The organism is Microbacterium oxydans, assembly GCF_006540085.1.
Taxonomy (GTDB): domain Bacteria; phylum Actinomycetota; class Actinomycetes; order Actinomycetales; family Microbacteriaceae; genus Microbacterium; species Microbacterium oxydans.
In genome coordinates, this window is record NZ_BJOG01000008.1 from 321,959 (window position 1) to 341,850 (window position 19,892).

At 68.1% G+C, this 19,892-nt stretch carries 18 protein-coding genes and 1 tRNA gene; 5 read left to right on the forward strand and 14 right to left on the reverse strand.

All coding sequences use genetic code 11. The features are described 5' to 3' along the window. Positions 1-47 precede the first annotated feature (47 nt). Positions 48-626 carry a TetR/AcrR family transcriptional regulator gene (locus MOX01_RS15930; protein ID WP_046746725.1) on the forward strand — a complete coding sequence of 193 codons (579 nt, stop codon included), beginning with the start codon at positions 48-50 and terminating at the stop codon, positions 624-626. A 90-nt stretch (positions 627-716) separates the two neighbouring features. On the opposite strand, the gene MOX01_RS15935 is transcribed toward MOX01_RS15930, so the two are convergent. The 9 genes from MOX01_RS15935 to serS all read right to left on the reverse strand — a co-directional run bounded on the left by MOX01_RS15935 (position 717) and on the right by serS (position 10,503). Continuing rightward, positions 717-1,664, reverse strand: a complete 948-nt coding sequence (locus tag MOX01_RS15935; RefSeq protein ID WP_046746726.1) for a carbohydrate ABC transporter permease — start codon at positions 1,662-1,664, stop codon at positions 717-719. After that, positions 1,661-2,626 carry a carbohydrate ABC transporter permease gene (locus MOX01_RS15940; protein WP_174799794.1) on the reverse strand — a complete coding sequence of 322 codons (966 nt, stop codon included), beginning with the start codon at positions 2,624-2,626 and terminating at the stop codon, positions 1,661-1,663. The genes MOX01_RS15935 and MOX01_RS15940 overlap by 4 nt, the downstream gene beginning before the upstream one ends. A gap of 6 nt (positions 2,627-2,632) precedes the next feature. Then, a complete protein-coding gene (locus tag MOX01_RS15945) occupies positions 2,633-4,003 on the reverse strand; it encodes an ABC transporter substrate-binding protein (RefSeq protein ID WP_141370502.1) in 1,371 nt (456 codons plus the stop codon). Between the two features lie 52 nt (positions 4,004-4,055). Further along, on the reverse strand, positions 4,056-5,687 hold the full coding sequence (locus MOX01_RS15950; protein WP_141370611.1) for a glycoside hydrolase family 13 protein: 1,632 nt from the start codon (positions 5,685-5,687) through the stop codon (positions 4,056-4,058). A 181-nt stretch (positions 5,688-5,868) separates the two neighbouring features. After that, the gene (locus tag MOX01_RS15955) at positions 5,869-6,876 is read right to left on the reverse strand and encodes a LacI family DNA-binding transcriptional regulator (protein WP_141370503.1); all 1,008 of its coding nucleotides are present in this window, start codon (positions 6,874-6,876) and stop codon (positions 5,869-5,871) included. A 63-nt stretch (positions 6,877-6,939) separates the two neighbouring features. After that, on the reverse strand, positions 6,940-8,190 hold the full coding sequence (locus MOX01_RS15960) for an LCP family protein (protein WP_058631521.1): 1,251 nt from the start codon (positions 8,188-8,190) through the stop codon (positions 6,940-6,942). 51 nt (positions 8,191-8,241) lie between these two features. Next, positions 8,242-8,326, reverse strand: a tRNA-Ser gene (locus MOX01_RS15965). Between the two features lie 42 nt (positions 8,327-8,368). After that, a complete protein-coding gene (locus tag MOX01_RS15970; RefSeq protein WP_058631522.1) occupies positions 8,369-9,190 on the reverse strand; it encodes an HAD family hydrolase in 822 nt (273 codons plus the stop codon). Beyond that, positions 9,187-10,503 (reverse strand): serine--tRNA ligase, encoded by a 1,317-nt coding sequence (gene serS, locus MOX01_RS15975; RefSeq protein ID WP_061018213.1) that lies wholly within the window; start codon positions 10,501-10,503, stop codon positions 9,187-9,189. Before serS ends, MOX01_RS15970 begins: the two co-directional genes overlap by 4 nt. Before the next feature lie 110 nt (positions 10,504-10,613). Between serS and MOX01_RS15980 the strand changes: the two genes are divergently transcribed. Next, positions 10,614-10,994, forward strand: a complete 381-nt coding sequence (locus MOX01_RS15980; RefSeq protein ID WP_058631524.1) for a YybH family protein — start codon at positions 10,614-10,616, stop codon at positions 10,992-10,994. Between the two features lie 34 nt (positions 10,995-11,028). On the opposite strand, the gene MOX01_RS15985 is transcribed toward MOX01_RS15980, so the two are convergent. Next, the gene (locus MOX01_RS15985) at positions 11,029-11,556 is read right to left on the reverse strand and encodes an RNA polymerase sigma factor (protein WP_058631525.1); all 528 of its coding nucleotides are present in this window, start codon (positions 11,554-11,556) and stop codon (positions 11,029-11,031) included. 76 nt (positions 11,557-11,632) lie between these two features. Between MOX01_RS15985 and MOX01_RS15990 the strand changes: the two genes are divergently transcribed. Then, the gene (locus tag MOX01_RS15990) at positions 11,633-12,631 is read left to right on the forward strand and encodes a diacylglycerol/lipid kinase family protein (RefSeq protein ID WP_046746732.1); all 999 of its coding nucleotides are present in this window, start codon (positions 11,633-11,635) and stop codon (positions 12,629-12,631) included. Positions 12,632-12,650: 19 nt separating this feature from the next. Here MOX01_RS15990 and MOX01_RS15995 read toward each other — a convergent pair whose 3' ends face one another. The 3 genes from MOX01_RS15995 to MOX01_RS19230 form a co-directional block, all read right to left on the reverse strand. Then, positions 12,651-13,379, reverse strand: a complete 729-nt coding sequence (locus MOX01_RS15995; protein ID WP_058631527.1) for a hypothetical protein — start codon at positions 13,377-13,379, stop codon at positions 12,651-12,653. Between the two features lie 45 nt (positions 13,380-13,424). Beyond that, positions 13,425-14,885 (reverse strand): cardiolipin synthase, encoded by a 1,461-nt coding sequence (cls, locus tag MOX01_RS16000; protein ID WP_046746734.1) that lies wholly within the window; start codon positions 14,883-14,885, stop codon positions 13,425-13,427. Positions 14,886-14,972: 87 nt separating this feature from the next. Continuing rightward, on the reverse strand, positions 14,973-15,146 hold the full coding sequence (locus MOX01_RS19230) for a hypothetical protein (protein ID WP_164734077.1): 174 nt from the start codon (positions 15,144-15,146) through the stop codon (positions 14,973-14,975). Between the two features lie 112 nt (positions 15,147-15,258). Between MOX01_RS19230 and MOX01_RS16005 the strand changes: the two genes are divergently transcribed. Then, positions 15,259-16,377 carry a DUF4192 family protein gene (locus MOX01_RS16005; protein ID WP_141370506.1) on the forward strand — a complete coding sequence of 373 codons (1,119 nt, stop codon included), beginning with the start codon at positions 15,259-15,261 and terminating at the stop codon, positions 16,375-16,377. A 13-nt stretch (positions 16,378-16,390) separates the two neighbouring features. On the opposite strand, the gene lysS is transcribed toward MOX01_RS16005, so the two are convergent. Beyond that, positions 16,391-17,923 carry a lysine--tRNA ligase gene (gene lysS / locus MOX01_RS16010; protein WP_141370508.1) on the reverse strand — a complete coding sequence of 511 codons (1,533 nt, stop codon included), beginning with the start codon at positions 17,921-17,923 and terminating at the stop codon, positions 16,391-16,393. An 80-nt stretch (positions 17,924-18,003) separates the two neighbouring features. Here lysS and MOX01_RS16015 point away from each other — a divergent pair, with 80 nt between their 5' ends. Continuing rightward, positions 18,004-19,881, forward strand: a complete 1,878-nt coding sequence (locus MOX01_RS16015; protein ID WP_141370510.1) for a DUF2207 family protein — start codon at positions 18,004-18,006, stop codon at positions 19,879-19,881. Positions 19,882-19,892: the final 11 nt, after the last annotated feature.

Genomic DNA, 19,892 nt, shown 5'->3' on the forward strand with positions numbered 1-19,892 from the left:
CCTTTCAGTATTAGATTTCAAACGTCATTCAGGATTAGGGTCGAGTCATGGCACGACGAGGTTCGTACGCGAAGGGTGTCGCGAGGCGCGAGGAGATCCTCGAGAGCGCCCTCGACGTGATCGGACGCAAGGGGTATCAGAACGCCTCGCTCAAGGAGATCGCCGAAGTCGTCGGTGTCACACCCGCCGCCCTCCTGCACTACTTCGGATCGAAGGAGGAGCTCTTCACCGAGGTGCTCCGCACCCGCGATGCGCATGACGGTCTCGACCCGACAGGGCTCGGGGCCGACGATGCCCGCACCGCCTTCCTCGACGTGATCCGCCACAACACCGAGGTTCCCGGCATCGTCGCGTTGTTCTCGCGGCTCTCGGTGGATGCCGCCGACCCGGAGCATCCGGCCCACCAGTACTTCCTTGACCGCAGCGAGCGGCTGAGGGAGTCGATCGCCGACGGCTTCGGAGCCGACGGTCGCCGCTCCCCCCTGGATCCGGACGCCCTCGCCCGCGTGATCCAGGCCGCATCCGACGGACTTCAGCTGCAGTGGATGATCGACCCGACCGTCGACATGCCCGGCATCATGGGCGCCCTCATCGACGCGCTGCTTCCTCCGACTCCACCCACCTGAGTCGTCGAGACCCATTACCATCGCCGAGACCCATCGCAGGATGCGTCGCCGGCGATGGGTCTCGACGCGGAACGTGGGTCTCGACGCGTCTCACCCCTTCACGGCACCGCCGAGACCTGCCGAGCGCAGGAACACCGACTGGAAGACGAGGAACATCGCGATCGGGATCAGGGTCGCGATCGCGAGCGCGGCCAGGAACACGTCCAGTTCGGTCTGCGACTGCACGGCGGGGAGCCGCACCGACAGCGGCTGCACCGCGGGATCGGGCAGCACCAGCATGGGCCAGAGATAGTCCTTCCACGCGGCGATGATCGCGAAGACCGAGACCACCCCGAGGATCGGCTTCGACATCGGCAGCACGATCGACCAGAACAGCCGGAAGGGCCCGGCGCCATCCGTGCGCGCGGCCTCGAACACCTCGCGCGGAAGACTGTCGAAGAACCGCTTCACCAGCAGGATGTTGAAGGCGTTCGCGCCCATCGGCAGCCACACCGCGAGGTAGTTGTTGAGCAGGCTCACATCGCCCAGCAGCGGTGGACGCACGATCGTCAGGTACAGCGGCACCAGCAGCACGATCCCGGGGATGAACAGCGTCGCCAGCACCAGCGCGTTGAGGATGGGCGCGTAGGTCGGGCGCAGCACCGAGAGCGCATAGCCCGCCGTCGTCGCGATGAACAGCTGCACGAACCAGGCCCCGAGCGCGATGATCACCGTGTTGAGGAAGTACTGGTCGATGTGGATGTCGTTCCACGCGGTCGAGAGGTTCTCCCAGTCCATGCCGTTCGGCCACAGCGCGAACGGCTGCTGCAGGGTGTCCTGCGTCGGGGTGATCGCCGACTTCGCGAGCCACAGGATGGGACCGAGTCCGGCGACGACCAGCCCGACGGCGAGGAACACGTGCGTGAGCGTCATCCCGATGCGGATGCCGGGGCGCCGACGTTCGGAGTCGGAGATGACGGTGCGATCGCCCGCACTGTCAGCGGCCTTCTCCGCGGCCCTCTCTGCGGCGCGGGTCGAGAGGCGGGTGGTGAGGCTCACGTCGTGCTCCAACGGTCGGTCAGCTTGAAGTACAGCCAGGAGAGGAGGGCGAGGACGATCGCGAGCAGCACCGAGACAGCCGTGGCCTCGCCGTAGTCGCCGCCCAGGCTGTTCCGGAAGGCCTTGTCGTAGATGTACAGCAGCACGGTCTTGGTCGCTCCCGCGGGGCCACCGCCGGTGAACAGGAACGGCTCGAGGAAGACCTGAGCGGTCGCGATCACCTGCAGGATCAGCATGATGAAGAGGATGCCGCGCAGTTGCGGCAGCGTGACGTGCCAGACCTTCTTCCAGACGCCGGCACCGTCGACCTCGGCCGCGTCGTAGAGCTCCGGTGGCACACCCAGGAGCGCCGCGAGGTAGATGATGATCGATCCGCCGGCTCCGGCCCAGGTGGCTTCCAGCACGAGCGAGGGCATGGCCTGGACGGCGTCCTGGATCCACGGCTGCGGCGGGATGCCCACGAAGCCGAGCACGGTGTTGAACACACCGGACGGATCGGCACTGTAGAAGAACTTCCACAGCAGCACGGCCACGACCGGCGGGATGACGACCGGGAGATAGGCGAGCGCGGAATAGATGCCCTTGCCGCGGCGCACCTCGCTCATGAGTACGGCCATCAGCAGGGGCAGCGGGAACCCGAAGAGCAGAGCGAGCACGGCGAACCACAGCGTGTTGGCCACAGCGCGGCCGAGTTCGGGGTCACCGATCACCGCGAGGTAGTTGTCGAACCCGACCCACTCGGAGACGATCAGGTTGGTCTTCTGCAGGCTCATGACCACCGACTGCACGATCGGCGACCACGAGAAGAACACGAACACGAACAGCATCGGGAGCACGAACAGGAGGTTCGCGAGCCCGCCGCCGCGGAACCAGGTGAGGGGTGAGCGGCGGCGGGAGCGGCGCACAGCGGGCGGCGGAGAATCCTCCACCGCCGCCCGCTGCTCGGGGAGCGTCATCGTCATGAAGGGTTACTCGTCGAGCTTCGCCTGCGCATCGCTCTGCGCCTGGGCAAGGAGAGCGTCGATGTCGGCGTTCTGGTCGGTCAGGACCTTCTGCACCACGGTGTCGAGCAGGGCGTAGACCTCCTGCGTCTTGACCTTCGGCTCCCCCACCGGCGTCTGATCCCAGATGCGGTCGCTGAACGGCGCCATCTGGTCGACCGGCACGTTGATGTAGTCGGCGATCCACTTCTGCGACTCGTCGTACAGCTCCCGGCTGAGCACCGGCAGCAGCGGAGTGCCGACGGCCTGGCCCGACTCATTCAGGGTCTTCGCGTCGAGCACCGCGGCGTCCTTGTCCATGAGCTTCTGCATGTAGTACCAGTCGATCCAGGTCACTGCGGCTTCCTTGGTCGCGTCGTCGACCGTGGGGCTGATCACCGCGATGTCACCGCCGCCGAGCGTGCCGGGGTCGTCGCCTTCCATGGGCACGACGGTCATGCCGTAGATGTCCGAGTCCATGCCGAAGTCGCGCACGAGAGCGGTGTAGATGTCGGAGCCGGAGGTGTACATGCCGATGTTGCCCGCGGCGAACTCCTGGTTGATGGTCCCCCAGTCGAGGTCGACCTTCGAGCCGAAGGCGTTGTCCTCCCACTTCACGTCGTGCAGGAACTGGAGGGAGGCCTTGGTCGCGTCGTTGTCGATCGTCGACTCGGCGGTGCCGTCCCCGTTGTCGGTCTGCGTGCGACCACCACGGGCCACGGTCTGCGACGTGAGCTGCCATCCACCGGTGTTGTTGATGGCCATCTGCGCGTAGCCGGCCTTGCCGGTGGCGTCCGTGATCTTCTTGGCGGCCTCGCGGATCTCGTCCCACGTCTCCGGAGGGCTGTCGGGGTCGAGCCCCGCCTGCTCGAACAGGTCGCGGTTGTAGTGCAGTGCTGCGGCGTACGCCTGCCGCGGGAAGCCGTAGATCTTGCCGTCGGCGCCGGTGACCCCGTCGAGGATGATGGGGTTGAACTTGTCCGTGTAGCCGAGCTCTTCGATCGCGTCGGTCACATCCATCAGCTGCCCGTTCTCGAGCAGGGTCTTGGAGTCGGTGAACGGCACGGTGAAGACGTCGGGCAGGCTTCCCCCGGCGAGCTGCACGGCGAACGTGGGGCCTTCCCATTCGTACTCGACACCGATGATGTCGATATCGGGGTGTTCCTTCTCGAACTGCTTCTCCTGCGCGGCGAACGCATCGTACGCGGCCGCATCCGCCCCGGGCGGGAACGTCGCGACGCGCAGCTCGAGGCGTCCGTCGGCGCCGTCCCCGTCGCCGGCGGACGTGCATCCGGCAAGGGCGCCGACCGTCGCGAGCACGGCGATGCCGGCGACCATGGCCTTCGTTGGTGACTTCATTGTCTGTCCTTCCATGTGGTGCTGAACGGGTGGTGCAGGATCACGACGGCGCTCACTGCGAGCGCGTGGGGGTGGCGCGCAGAGCGAGCCAGGCTGTGGAGTCGGGTGGGAGCACGCCGTCGAGCGGCGCACTGGAGAGGAGGACCTCATGGTGTGCAGGCAGCGGCACGGCGACCGCCCCGAGGTTGGTGACGCTGAGCGTGCCGTCACCACGGCGGAAGGAAAGGACGTCGGCGCCCAGTTCGAGCCACTCCAGGTGGTCGCCGGCGAAGTCGTCGATGCGCCGTCGCAGAGCGATCGCCGTGCGATACAGGTTGAGCGTCGAAGAGGGGTCCGCATCCTGCGCCTCGACGGTGAGCGCCGCCCAGTCCTCGGGTTGCGGCAGCCAGGGAGCGCCGCCGAAGCCGTAGGGGCTCGTCGCCCCCGTCCAGGGCAGCGGCACTCGGCAGCCGTCGCGTCCCGGGTCGACCCCACCGGAGCGGAAGTGCATGGGGTCTTCGATCGCGTCGAGCGGCAGCTCGACCTCAGGAAGGCCGAGTTCGTCCCCCTGGTAGATGTAGAGACTGCCCGGCAGCGCGGCGACGAGCAGCGCGGCGGCGCGGGCCCTTCGCGCACCGCGAGCCGCGTCGGTCGGGGTGCCGAAGCGCTTGCGCTCGAAGGCGAAAGAGGAATCCGCCTGCCCGTACCGCGTGACCGGACGCGTGACGTCGTGGTTCGAGAGCACCCACGTGGCCGGGGCACCGACCGGCGCATGCTCCGCGAGGGTGCGGGTGATGGAATCGCGCATGGCACGCGCACTCCACGGCTGCGTCATGAAGCCGAAGTTGAAGGCGGTGTGCATCTCCCCCGGCCGCAGGTACCGGGCGAATCGCTCTGCATCCTCGAGCCACACCTCGCCCACGAGCACCCGCTCCCCGTCGTACTCGTCGGCGACCGCACGCCACTCGCGATAGATGTCGTGCAGCTCGTCGCGGTCGATGTGCGGATGGTCCACCGTGGGCGCCGAACCTGCGGGGAGGTCGGGAAGCGCGGGGTCCTTGACGGGAAGAGCCGCCGAGTCGATCCGGACACCCGCGACCCCGCGGTCGAACCAGAACCGCAGGACGTCTTCGTGCTCACGTCGCACATCGGGGTGGTTCCAGTTCAGGTCCGGCTGCTCGGGGGTGAACAGATGCAGGTACCACTCGCCGTCGGTGCCGTCGGGGTTCCGCGTGCGCGACCAGGTCTCTCCCTGGAAGCTCGACACCCAGTTCGTCGGGATGACGTCGCCGTGCTCCCCGCGGCCGTGGTGGAACCAGAACCGTTCCCGCTCCGGACTGCCTGGACCCGCCGCCAGCGCCCGCTGGAACCACTCGTGCTGATCCGAGATGTGATTGGGCACGATGTCGACGATCGTGCGGATGCCCAGAGCGAGCGCCTCCGCGATCAGCTGCTCCGCTTCCTCCAGAGAGCCGAAACGGGGATCGATGCGGCGGTAGTCCTGCACGTCGTACCCGCCGTCGGCGAGGGGGCTCAGGTACCACGGGGTGAACCAGAGCGCGTCCACCCCGAGGCTCTTCAAGTACGGGAGCCTCGAGCGGACACCCGCGAGATCGCCGATGCCGTCGCCGTTTCCGTCCGCGAAGCTGCGCACGTACACCTGGTAGATCACGGCCGTCCGCCACCAGCCGTCGCCAGCAGGCATGGTCAGGGTGCCGGCGGGTGCCGTCGTGCGCAGAACGTCAGTGTCCACGGAACTCCTCGTCGTCGGTGGCGATGAGTCGAATGTAGCTTTCTCAATCACTTAACGCAAGAACTAAACGAGTTGTCGCAAATTTGCGATGATTTGCGGGCACGACAATCAGCGCCCCTTCGGGGACCCGTGGTCAGAGAGGCAGGGGGCCCGTCGAGGCGCGCAGCACCAGTTCAGGCTCGAACAGGAGCTCGTCGCTCGGCTGAGCCGTGCCGGCGATCTGAGCGAGCAGGAGGGCGATCACAGCTCGCCCCATCGACTCGATCGGCTGCCGAACCGTGGTCAGCGGCGGCTCGGTGCAGCTCATCAGCGCGGAGTCGTCGAATCCGACGATGCTCACGTCACCCGGCACCGACAGCCCGGCACGCCGCGCCGCGCGCACCGCCCCGAGCGCCATCGGGTCGCTCGCGCACACGATCGCCGTCGCACCGGCGGCGAACAGTCGTGAAGCCCCCGCCTGGCCGGACTCGAGCGAGTACATGCCGCGCACGACGAGTTCGTCCGCCAGCGGTGCGCCGAGCGATTCGAGCAGGCGTCGCGCCGATTCGAGCTTGCGGCGGGACGGGATGTGATCCTCCGGCCCCAGCAGCAGGCCGATCTTCCGATGCCCGAGCTGATGCACGTGCAGCACCGCCTGTTCCGCGGCGGCGGCGTCGTCGGTCGACACCGTGGCGAACGAGAGCTCCGGCACCCGGGCGTTGACGAGCACGGTGGGGAGGTTCACTTGACGCAGGCGCTCGTAGTGCTGATGCGCGGCGTCGGCCTGCGTGTAGTTCCCCCCGAGGAAGATGACGCCGGACACCTGCTGCGCGAGGAGCAGGTCGACGTAGTCCGACTCCGTCACACCTCCGGCATTCTGCGTGCAGAGCAGCGGCGTGTACCCGTTCTGGGTGAGCGCACCGCCGACGATCTCGGCGAATGCGGGGAAGATCGGATTCTGCAGCTCGGGCAGCACCAGGCCCACGAGGCGGGCGCGTTCTCCGCGCAGCTTCGTCGGCCGCTCGTAGCCGAGGACGTCGAGGGCGGTGAGGACCGCCTGGCGCGTGGCGTCCGAGACCCCCGGCTTCTCGTTGAGCACGCGACTGACCGTCGCCTCACTCACTCCGACCTTGCGGGCCACCTCGGCGAGTCGCTTCGACATGCAGTCAGTGTACGCAAGTCCTTGCAAGAAGGCGCAAGCGATTTGCGCTCCCTCGCGGAGTCGTCAGCGGACGTTGCCGTTGGAGCAGGTCTGCTGCGCGGCGGAGTTGCCCTTGATCGAATCGGGAAGCGCCACGACGTTGTCGGGGGTCGCTGCGGGGTCCGGAGTCGCCGCTGTGTCCGTGGGCTGTTCGCCGGTCGTGGTCGGCTCCTGCACGATCACACCGTCGTTGCGGTTGTTCTCGTGCGTGATCTGCAGCTGCGCGTTCTCGGCGAGCGCATCCCAGAGCGCAGCGGCTGCGGTGTAGTTGGGGACGACCTTGTTGGGGTTCGCCGAGTCCGCGCCGTTGGGGTACTGCACGAAGACGATGTCCTCGAACGGCACGGACTTGACCGCGAGCGCGATCTGCACGAGCGTCATCGGATTCGTGAGCGACTCGCTCGGTTCGAGGTTCTGGATCGCGGTGTTCGCGAGCTTGAGCATCACCGGGACGTTGCCGAGCACCTCGCCGCTGATCATCTTGCGGGCCAGGCTCGACATGTACTGCTGCTGGTTGCCGATGCGGCCGAGGTCGCTGCCGTCGCCGACCCCGTGACGGGTGCGCAGGAACTGGAGCGCCTGCAGCCCCTCCACCGTGTGCGTGCCCGCGGCCATGTCGAGTCCGGTGTAGCGGTCCTTGATCGGGTTGGCGAGGCAGACGTCCACGCCTCCGATGGCGTTCGTGATCTCGATCACGCCGCCGAAGGTGACGCCGGCCGCGAACTGGATCTCCTGATCGGTCAGCTCGGAGATGGTCTTCACGACGCAGTTCAGGCCGCCGTCCGTGTACGCCGTGTTCAGCGGCTGCTTGCTCATCGCAGAGGTGGCGTTGCCGTTCTTGTCCGTGCAGGACGGGATCGGGACCATCAGGTCTCGGGGGAAGCTGACCACCGTGATGCGGCGCGGCTCCTGCGAGACGTGGACGAGCAGGTTCACGTCATTGAGCGTTCCCTCGGCGTCAGCTCCCGTGCACCGCTCGCCGAACAGGTCCTTGTACTTCTCCTCGCAGGTGTCCACCCCGGTGAGCACCATGTTGAAGCCGCCCTCGTACTCGCCGATGTCCGGCGGGATGGGGTCCTGGCCCTCGATCTCGACAGCATTCGCCGAGACCGTGCTCGTGAGGTCGTAGAAGACGTAGGCGCCGACGCCGAGGCCGCTCACCAGGACCACGGCGAGGCCGATGGCGATGAACTTCAGGAGTTGGCCGACGGTACCGGGAGTACCCAGCTGACCATGGCGCGCGATGGTGTGCCGGCGTCGGGGGTTCTGGCTCACTCGGGACCTTTCGGATTCAGCGCCGGTGCGGGGGACACCGTGCTCACAATGCGGAGGGTGTGGGATTCGAACCCACGAGACATCTCTGCCCACTGGTTTTCAAGACCAGCTCCATCGGCCGCTCGGACAACCCTCCCGGCAGGCACTTCTGCCGACCAGGCGTGAGTCTAGCCGAGTTCTATTCTCCGGCGCTGACCTGGGCGGGGGCTGGAAGCGTGTCGAGCGCTCGCGCCAGGCCACCGTCGACGACATCTGCGGTGACCTCGCCGGCTGCCTCCTTCACCACGTCCGGAGCCTGGCCCATCGCCACCGCCCGACCACCGAGCGAGCGCGCCCAGCCGAACATCCCGATGTCGTTGCGCCCGTCCCCGGCGACGAGGATGCGCCCCCCGCCGAGCCCGAGCTCGGTACGCACCTGCTCCAGCGCCGTGCCCTTGTCCACACCCTGCGGTGCGATGTCCAGCCACGCCGTCCAGCCGATCGCGTACGACACCTCGTTCAGACCGGCGTCAGCGACCAGACGGTGGAAGTCCTCTTCGTCGTGACCGGGAGAGACGACGACGATGCGCGAGACGGGAAGGGCTCCGAGCTCGTCGAAGTCGACCTGTCGACCGCCGTCGAGCGTCCAGTCGTCGAGCTGCTCCGTGAACAGCCGCTGCCCCGAAGCCAGTTCCACCATGTACCTGGCGTCGGGCAGCCGCTCTCGCAGCAGACCGAGAACCGGGGTGGGGTCGAACGTCTCCACGTTCCAACGCTCCCAGTCATCGCCCGATCGCCGCATCGTCACGGCCCCGTTGGAGCAGACGACGAAGTCAGCGGTCAGTCCGAGTTCCTCGACGTAGCGCCGCGTCGCCATCCAGCTTCGTCCGGTCGCGATCGTGACGACATGTCCGCCGTCGCGCAGGCGGGCGATCGCCTCCGGAACACCGGGGCTCATCGTCTCGTCCTGCAGCAGGATGGTCCCGTCGACGTCGAGGCCGACCAGCCAGGCGTCCGTCATCGTGCGGCCCGCCCCTCAGCGAGCGGCTCAATCACCTCGAGGCCGCCGAGATACGGGCGCAGCACCTCGGGGACGCGCACGGATCCATCCGCCTGCTGATGGGTCTCGAGCAGCGCCACGATCCAGCGCGTCGTGGCGAGCGTGCCGTTCAGCGTGGCGACGTGCTGCGTCTTCGCCGCGCCCTGCGCAGCACCATCCGCGGTCTCCACCACCGGCCGGTACCGCACATCGAGACGTCGCGCCTGGAACGTCGTGCAGTTCGAGGTCGACGTCAGCTCGCGGAAGGCACCCTGCGTGGGGACCCAGGCCTCGATGTCGTACTTGCGGGCCGCGCTCGAACCGAGATCTCCCGCTGCGACGTCGATCACGCGGTAGGCGAGGCCGAGAGAGGTCAGCATCTCCTCCTGCAGCGCGACGAGGCGCAGGTGCTCGGCCTCCGCGTCCTCGGCCGTCGTGTAGACGAACATCTCGAGCTTGTTGAACTGGTGCACACGGATGATGCCTCGGGTGTCCTTGCCGTGCGAGCCCGCCTCACGCCGGTAGCACGTCGACCAGCCGGCGTACCGGAGGGCACCGTCCGTCAAGTCGACGATCTCGTCCTTGTGGTACCCGGCGAGCGCGACCTCGCTGGTGCCGACGAGGTACAGATCGTCGTCCTTGTCGAGGTGATAGACCTCGTCGGCGTGCTCGCCGAGGAAGCCCGTCCCCTGCATGATCTCGGGGCGCACGAGCGTCGGGGTGATCAGGGGCACGAAGCCGTTCTGCAGCGCCTTGTCGAGCGCGAGGTTCATCAGCGCGATCTCGAGACGTGCTCCGATGCCGCGCAGGAAGTAGAAGCGGGCGCCGGAGACCTTGGCACCGCGTTCCATGTCGATCGCACCGAGGAGCTCGCCCAGCTCGAGGTGGTCCTTCGGCTCGAAGTCGAAAGCGGGCACGTCTCCCACACGCCGCAGCTCGACGAAGTCGGCTTCGCCACCGGCCGGCACACCGTCGATGACGACGTTCTCGATCCGGGCGAGGGCTGCGGCCGCTGCCTCAGCCGCCTCGTTCGCGGCGTGCTGGGCCTGCTTCACTCGCTCGGCGAGGTCCTTGGCCTGCGCGACCAGGGCGGCCTTCTCCTCCTTCGGGGCTTTCGCGACCAGCTTCCCGAAGGCGTTCTGCTCTGCTCGCAGCTCCTCGAATGCGGAGAGCGCCGACCGGCGCGATCGATCGGCCTCGAGTGCGACGTCGACGGTGCTCTGGTCGTTTCCACGAGCAGTCTGCGAGCGGCGGACGATCTCCGGATTGTCGCGGAGGAGTGCGAGGTCGATCATCCACCAAGTCTACGGTGATCGTCACACCCTCTCGGATGTCACACTCTCGGCGCAGCATCGTCTTCCTCTGCAACGGCCGGCATTCCGCCGACCCTCGGAAAGGAACACCCATGAGCACTCGCGTCACCGCCCTCGATCAGCTGAACCTGGCGTTCGCCGACCGCTTCAACGCCCGTGACCTCGACGGATTGATGGCATTGAACACCCCGGAGGTGGTCTTCGTCCCCGCGCCGGGGACACCGGTCACCGGCACGGAAGCCGTGAGGGGCGCGCTCGAGCAGTTCCTCGGCCTGAACCTGCCGATCTCGATGACGGTCCGTCACGTCTTCGAGAGCGCGGGCACCGGCCTCGCGGTCGCCGACTGGACGATCTCGGGCGTCGCACCCGACGGGTCGGAGGTCTCCCTCGCCGGGACGACCGCCGACGTCGCGGTGTACGACGATGCGCACGGCTGGCGCTACGCGATCGACAACCCGTTCGGGACCGCCTGAGATGACGTGAGGGAGACCTGCAGGAGAGTCTCCCTCACGCCACCCCCATGCCTGTGCCGCGGCAGGCCTTCAGCGCCTTGCGTGCCCGCGAGATGCGCTGCCGGGCGGCGGCGGGTTCGATTCCGAGTCGCGTCGCCACCTCCTCCGCCGAGAGCCCGTCGGCTACCGTCAACAGCAGTGGTTCCCGAAGCGTGGGTGGGAGCGCATGCACAGCCGCCATTGCTCCGTCGAGCAGGACTCGCGCCTCGACGACGGACTCGACGCTGACGTGCTCGTCCGCCGCCTCTTCCAGCGTCGCGGCGGGGCGACGGGAGCGCTGTCTGGCGAGGTCGACGGCGACGTTCCTGGCGATCACGTCGAGCCAGGCGCACATGCGCCCTGGCTGCGGGGTGTCGAGGTGAGAGATCGACCTCCAGGCGCGCAGCAGCGCGTTCTGCGCCGCGTCGTCGGCGTCGTCGACGGGAACCCCGAGCGAGATGCTCCGTCGCCGCAGACGATCGGGGTCGCCTTCGATCATCGCGGAGAGCACGGTGCGAGCGGTGTCGTCGGAGTCATCGCGCATGTCTCCATTCTCCTCGCGCCGGGAAGGCCCGGCGCCGGATGGGCGACCCGAGTGGATCGCGGTTTAGAGTAGCGCCATGACCACGAGCGAACCCGTCCGGCGACAGGCGGCGCTCATCTACAACCCGATCAAGGTCGACGGCAAGCACCTCCGGGGCCGAGTGCGCGATCTCTCCCGGGAGGCCGGTTGGGAGCATCCCGCGTTCTATCCCACGACCGTCGAGGACGCCGGCCAGCTCGCCACGGCGCAGGCGCTGGAGCGCGGGGTGGACGTCGTGCTGGTCGCGGGAGGCGACGGCACGGTGCGCGCCGTGTCGGAGGCGATCGCGAACAGCGGGGTGCCGTTGGCGATCCTGCCCAGCGGCACCGGGAATCTGCTCGCGCGCAATCTCGGGCTCCCGCTGGGCGACCCGACCGAGATGATCCAGGCGGCGCTCGGCGACTTCCGACACCCGATCGACATCGGCTGGGCGCGGCTGACTCGACAGGACGGTGAGGAGGCGCAGCATGCGTTCGTCGTCCTCGCCGGAATGGGTCTCGACGCCGACATGATCGCGAACACCCGCTCCGATCTGAAGAAATCCGTCGGGTGGATCGCGTACGTCGACGGCGCCGCCCGCTCCCTGCCTCGCGCGAAGCCGTTCCGCGCGGTCTACCAGATCGACGACGGACGCCTGCATACCCATCGCGCCTACAGCCTGCTGTTCGCGAACTGCGGCACGCTCCCTGCCGGGATATCCCTGATCCCCGAGGCATCGATCACCGACGCCGCCCTCGACGTGGCGGTCATCCAGCCGACCGGCATGCTCGGCTGGTTCGCCGTCTGGCGGAAGATCTGGTGGGACAACTCCGTGCTGCGACGCTTCCGCGCGGGACGCCGAGTCCTCGAACGGCGCGGGAAGAACGCCTCCGTCCACTACTTCCACGGGGCCGCGGCCGAGGCTGCAGCGCCCGACCCGATCCCGATCGAGCTCGACGGCGACGAATTCGGGGAAGCCGTGCGCATCACCTGCTGGGCAGACCCGGGGGCGCTTCTGCTGGCGCTGCCGACGGGCCACCCCGTGCACATCCTCTGAAGGCCCGCGGGCTTCGGATTCAGCGCACCTCGACCGTGCCTTCGAGGCCTCCGCCGACGAGGGTCAGAGTGAAGGGCGCGTCGTCATCGACCGCGTCGTCCCCGAAGGAGAGCAGCGTGGCGCGCGGAGCCATGTCCATCGTGCAGGCCTTGGTCTCATCCGTCACGAACGTCGCCGTGCCACTGTTCCCCGACCCCTCGAGGGATTCGATCACCGGCGGGCAGGACGACGATCCCCAGGTGAGCAGCACCAGAGCGCCGTCGCCGGACCAGCCGGCAGACGGCAGGTACTCGGTCGACGTGCCGGGCGTGCCCGTCGCGGCGGGGTCGCCGTCGAGGTCGACGTCGTCGGTGATGTCGCCATAGGTGACCTCGAGGGTGATGTCGGCTGTCGGATCCACGCCCTCGGGAAGCGCGCCGATGCTGGCCCGCGGAGCGAGGTCCTTCGTGCACGGCCGTGGCGACTCGCCCTCGGCGTCGACGAGAGTGACCGTGACGGTCTGTCCCTCGGCGCTCACCTGGTCCACCTGGGGGACGCACGTGGAGGAGCCCACAGTGACGACGGCGAACATGCGTCCGTCGTCGAGCAGCGCACCCTCGATGTCGTTCCGGTCGTCGACGCCGCCCGCGCTCGGCGCAGGGGAACTCGTCGGCGTCTCCGTACCGGGGCTCGCGGTGCAGCCGGCGACGAGGAGCGCCGCGGCGACGAGACCGACGACAGGGGCGAGAGGACGCAGCGCGGAGGTCATGCTCACAGGGTAGCCCTCGCGGACTCGCGACGGATAGCGCGACGACTACTGCAGCGCGGAGGTGAGGCGGGCGAGGTTGTCGAGCACGGTCGAGCGCAGCGGCTGCTGCATCCACTCCTCGAGCGTCAGCTCACGGCTGAGGGAGCGGTACTTGTCCTCGACCTCCCGCATCTCGGCGACGAACTCCTCGCCACGCACCAGCATCGAGACCTCGAGGTTCAGACCGAAGGAGCGCATGTCCATGTTGCTGGACCCGACCACCGCGACCTCCTCGTCGATCGTGAGCGTCTTGGTGTGCAGGATGTAGGGCTTGCGATACATCCAGATGCGCACTCCCGCCTTGAGCAGAACCTCGTAGTAGCTGCGCTGGGCGTGATAGACCATCGCCTGGTCGCCCTCTTCCGAGACGAACAGCTCGACGTGCACGCCACGGTCGACGGCGGCCGTGACCGCGAGGAGCAGGGCTTCGTCGGGGACGAAGTAGGGGCTGACGATCATGATCTTCTTCTTCGCCGCGTAGAGCAGTGCGAGGAAGAGACGGAGGTTGTTCTCGACTTCGAACCCCGGGCCGGAGGGCACGACCTGGCAGTCGAGATCCCCGGAGCCGATGTTCGCGTGGGCGATGTCGATGCCCTCGAGCACCGTGTCGGTCTCGCTGTACCAGTCGGCGACGAAGATCGCGTTCACGCTCAACACCACGGGACCGTCGAGACGGACCATCAGGTCGACCCAGTGCAGTCCTCGCTTGATGTTCTTCTTCAGGTTGTAGGTCGAATCGGTGATGTTCTGCGACCCGAGGAATGCGATGTTGCCGTCGACGACGAGGAGCTTCCGGTGGTTGCGCAGATCGGGGCGCTGCATCTTGCCCTTGAGCGGCTGCACCGGGAGCATCAGGTGCCAGTCCGCCCCCATCGCGTTGAGTCGCGCGATGGTCTGCTTGTAGCGGGGCTTTCCGCGGTTCGCCCAGTGATCGAGCAGCACGCGGACCTCCACCCCTCGCGCGCAGACCTCTTCGAGGGCGCGGAAGAAGTTGTCGGTCGAGTCGTCCGACTGCAGGATGTAGAACTCGACGTGCACGTACTCCTGCGCGGTGCGGATGGCCTCGGCCATCTCATCGAGCGACTCCTGGTAGTCGGAGATGAGGTGGGCGCCGTTGTCGCCGGAGAGCGGGAGGGCGCCGAGCTTCTGGTTCATCTGCACGATCGGGCCGAACCACGCAGGGGCGTTCGGACGCAGGGTGCCGAAGTGCAGGTGCTCGCTGGTCTCCGCGATGTACTCGTTGATCTGATCCTGCTTGCGTCGACGCGCCCGCGGGAGGCGGGGGTTGCCGATCATGAGGAACAGGAAGACGCCGACGAAAGGGATGAAGAAGACGGCGAGCAGCCACGCCATCGCGGCGGTGGGGCGGCGGTTGCGGGGGATGACGATGATCGCAGTGACGCGGATGACGATGTCGAGCATCAGCAGGAAGGCGGCGATCCACCATGCCCAGCTATCCGCCGTCATCGTGCCCCCTCGCCACCGCAGTGACCGTCACAGCTCACGCGCATCTGAGCAGATGCACTGGCTTCACAGTAGCCGATGGGGTGGGAATCAGCCGCGTGGCGGGAGGCCCCGCGCTGCGCGCTCCTCGGCTTCGATCTGCGCGTGCACCTTGCGTTCGGTGCGGTCGAAACGGAGGATGCCTCGGACCACGAGGAAGAACACGACGCTCACTCCGACGGTCGGCAGAAGCGACCATGCCGCGGCGAGCCAGAAGTTGTCCATCCCTCCATGGTACGCGAGCCACTGTTCGTGCACACTCCGGCACTCACAGGATCTGCGTCCACAAGCCCCCTTTTCCCCTCCCGTCCGCCCCGCCGACGTGCACACTCTCGAGATGACCACAGTTCTCCGCGCCACCGATTCCGCCGCATTCCTCGGCATCGTCCCCTCTCTCGCCGGCTTCACGCCCCGTCGGAGCATCGTCCTCCTCCCGTTCCGCGGCTCGCGCACCGACGGTGCCATGCGTCTGGACCTCCCCGAGGAGAGCACCGATGTCGGTCGCTATGCCGACAACGCGGTCGGGCTCGTGGCACGGGTCTCCGGAACGGATGCGGTGGCCGTCGTCGTCTACACCGATCAGGATGCGCACCCGACGCGCGACGGCCTGGTGCTCCCGCACGCGGTGGTGATCGACGAGGTGCTCGGCTGCGCGGAGGATGCGGGTCTGCGAGTCGTCGACGCTCTGTGCGTGACGCCGTCCGGCTGGTCGAGTTACCTCGAGGAGGAACCGGAGCTCGGGTCTCTCGCGCAGATCCGCCTTCCGTCCGACCTGCCGCCGATGGAAGACGTGTCCGGAGATCAGAACGTCGGCACGGAGCTGCCGACCGTCGATCTGGCGGAGAAGGAGCGGGTCGGGCGAGCATCCGCCGACCTCGACGCGCTCCTCGATCGGCGCGGGCGCGCTCCGCGAAGCGCCAGGGAGAATCCTCAGCTCATCGCCGCACTCGTCCTGCTCGACGACGTGCCCGCGTTCCTCGAGTCGGTGCTGGCTGCACCCGACGGTCTTCCACCCTTCGCGACAGCCGCGCTGCTGTGGTGTCTGGAGAAGCCGCTGCTGCGCGACGTGGCGATCGCGCAATGGGCGACCGACCTCGCGGGAGGCACCCGCACGCTCGACGCCCAGACCGCCTTCGCCGAGTCCGGCGTCATGGTTCCCGACGAAGTGGGCGACGTGTTCCTCGGACGCGGACCGACGCCCGACACCGAACGCCTGCGGTGCGCCCTCTCGGTCGCGCGCGAGGCAGCCGCCCGTGCACCCCGGCACTCGCGACCCGCCCCGCTCACCGTGGCCGCGTGGCTGTCCTGGGCGCTGGGGCGCGCCAGTCACGCGGGCCGCTACCTCGAGATGGTGCGCGAGATCGACCCTCGGTACTCGCTCGCCGCACTGTTGGAGACCATGATCGGCGGGGCCATGCTGCCGGAATGGGCGTTCCGGCGCGGCCCGATGGGATGAACGACTCCGTGGACTACTTCACCAGAGGGAAGAGGATGGTCTCCCGGATGCCCAGACCCGTGATGGCCATCAGCAGTCGGTCGATCCCCATGCCCATCCCGCCGGACGGCGGCATGCCGTGCTCGAGGGCGCGAAGGAACTCTTCATCCACGGGCATGGCCTCGACATCGCCGCGTGCTGCGAGCTTGGCCTGCTCGACGAAGCGCTCCCGCTGGATCACGGGATCGACGAGCTCGGAGTATCCCGTCGCCAGTTCGAAGCCGCGGATGTACAGGTCCCACTTCTCCACGACGCCCGCGATCGAACGATGCTCGCGCACGAGGGGCGACGTGTCGACGGGGAAGTCCATCACGAACGTGGGGCGGACGAGGTCGCCCTTCACGAAGTGCTCCCACAACTCCTCGACGAGCTTGCCGTGGGTTGCCTGCGGTGGCAGATCCACATCGTTGGCCTCCGCGAAGGCGATGAGGTCCTCGACGGAGTCCTGCGGGGTGATGACACGACCCGAAGCGGCCGAGAGCGACTCGTACATCGAGATGCGGTCCCACTCACCGCCGAGCTCGTACTCGGTGCCGTCGGCCCAGGTCACCGTGGTGGAGCCGGCGACCGCGATCGCCGCGTTCTGCACGAGCTCCTGCGTGAGCGCGGCCATCTGGTTGTAGTCGCCGTACGCCTGATAGGCCTCGAGCATCGCGAACTCGGGGCTGTGCGTCGAGTCAGCACCCTCGTTGCGGAAGTTGCGGTTGATCTCGTAGACGCGCTCGATGCCGCCGACGACCGCGCGCTTGAGGTACAGTTCCGGCGCGATGCGCAGGTACAGCTCGGTGTCGAACGCGTTCGAGTGCGTGATGAACGGGCGGGCAGAGGCTCCTCCATGCTGCACCTGCAGCATGGGCGTCTCCACCTCGAGGTAGTCGTGGCTCGTGAACGTCGAACGCAGGCTCGCGTTCACGGCGGCCCGAGCACGGACGGTGTTGCGCGCCTGCTCCCGCACGATCAGGTCGAGGTAGCGGCTGCGCACCCGGCCCTCTTCGCTGAGCTCGGAGTACGCGTTGGGCAGCGGGAGGATCGCCTTCGCAGCGATCGTCCAGTCGTCGGCCATGATCGACAGCTCGCCGCGACGGCTCGAGATGACTTCACCGTGCACGAAGACATGGTCACCGAGGTCGACGTACTCCTTCCAGTCCGCGAGGGATTCCTCGCCGACGTTCGCGAGGGAGATCATGGCCTGGATACGCGACCCGTCGCCGGCCTGCAGGGTGGCGAAGCAGAGCTTGCCGGTGTTGCGGCTGAACACCACTCGGCCGGCGACCCCGACGACGACGCCGGTCTCGGCACCCGCTTCGAGGTCGCCGTACTCGGCGCGCAGTGCAGGGATCGTGTGAGTGACGGGCACTCCGACGGGGAATGCCCCTCCCCCCGCGTTCGACCGCTTCTCGATCAGACGCTCGCGCTTGGCGAGCCGCACGGCCTTCTGCTCGTGGACGTCCTCGTCGGTGGAGGGGTCGGTCGATGCCGATTCGGGCGCGGGCGACGCGTCAGTCATGTGGGGGGCTCCTTGGAAGTCCCTCCCAGTTTACCGAGGCGGCGTGACGCCATCGGTCGCGTGCTGGGTAGCCTCGGAGAATGGCCCACACACGGATCCTCCGCGCGTTCGCTGCACTCCCCCTCGCCCTCGTGGCGGCCTTCACCCCGGCTGCGGCGTTCGCGACGTCAGCCGAGCACGCCGCTCACGCCGCAGCCGGTCCGATCCGCGCCGCCACGACCGATGTCGACGACTTCTCCTACAGTTCCTGGGACGCGGCGTACGAGGTCGGGCTCGATGACGACGGCCGCGCGCGGATGCGTGTGACGGAGACGCTCGTGGCGCGTTTCCCCGACGCCGACCAGAATCACGGCATCGTCCGGGGGCTCGCGACCTCGTACGAAGGGGCCAGCACGGAGACGACGGTACTCTCCGTGACCGACGGGAACGGCGCGGAGGTGCCCTACGAGACGGACGAGGAGGACGGTCTCCTCTACGTGCTCACGGGCAACGACGACGACTTCGTCCGGGGTCTCACCACGTACGTGATCGAGTACGAGATGCGCGATGTGATCCTGGCGACGAAACCCTCTGCGGGATCGTCGGCTCCTCCCGCGGACGAGTTCTACTGGGACCTGCTGCCGCTCGACAGCACGCAGTCCATCGATCGCTTCCGCGCTGACGTCACGCTCGACTCCTCCTTGAGCGCTGCGCTCAACGGGGCCACGCGCTGCTACACCGGTCCCTCCGGCTCGAAGGACGAGTGCGAGCTGGACGGTCCGATCGCGGACGGGCGCGATGTGACGTTCCGCGTCGAATCGGGAGCCCGTCCTGCCGGCGACGGGGTGACCGTCGCCATCGGCTTCGACGCCGGTACGGTCACCCAGCCTCTCGCCCGCACCCCCGACCCCGTGGCGGACGTCACCCCGATCGTCGCCGCCGTCGGCGCGCTCGGGCTCTCGGTCGGCAGCTGGGTGGCCGTCTCGGCCTTCACCCGGAGACGCCGAAGGGCGACCGGAATCGTGGTCGCCCAGTACGACGTGCCGGATTCACTGCCTCCCCTGCTGGCCGCCGCCGTGGTGCCCGGCGCCAAGGACGTGATCCCCTCGGAGATCGTGCACCTGGCCGTCCGCGGCACGCTGCGCATCGAGGAGGGGGCGGAGGAGGAGGAGGCCCGGTTGCGTCGGCTCCCCGGAACGCGACTCCCCGACCAGCTCGACGTCGAGGCCCTGGATGCCCTCTTCACCGACGCGGACGGCGAGGGTGTGGTCGACCTGCCCACCGCCGATGAGACGTTCGCCGCGCGGATGACCGCCCTGGAGCAACGCGGGACGATCGAGGCGCAGAACCGCGGGCTCACCGAGAAGGCGCGCAGTCGGGCGGCCGTGATCCTGCAGTGGTGTGCGATCGGCATCGCGGTCATCGGTCTGGCGTTCGGGATCTGGAGCGCGGCCAGCGGGCGGCTCTCCGCGATCCCGGCGCTCGTGGTGATCTCCTTCGGCGCTTTCCTGGTGCTGCTCTCCAGCATCTACGGCTTCTCGAAGCACACGGTGCTCACGGCCGAAGGCGCCCGCACCTACGAGTACCTGCGCGGCGTCGAGGAGTTCATCCGCGTCGCGGACGCCGACCGCCTGCGCATGCTGCAGTCCTACAGCGGGGCCGAACGTCGAGCAGACGGCACCGCCGACGTCATCCACGTCTACGAGCGCCTCCTCCCCTACGCCATCCTCTTCGGCATGGAGGACGAATGGGGCGAGGTGCTCGAGAAGGCGTACACGCGTGCACAGCACGGCGCCACCTGGATCGGCGACCCGACCTCGTTCGTGCTGCGCGCGCAGCTCGCCTCGTTCGTGGCCTCGTCGCACTCGGCGGCGACCTACTCGGCGCCGTCGACGGGGTCCTCGTCCAGCGCGGGCGGGTCCTTCGGCGGCGGATTCTCCGGTGGCGGGGGCGGCGGGGGCTTCTCGGGCGGACGATGACACGGCGGCTT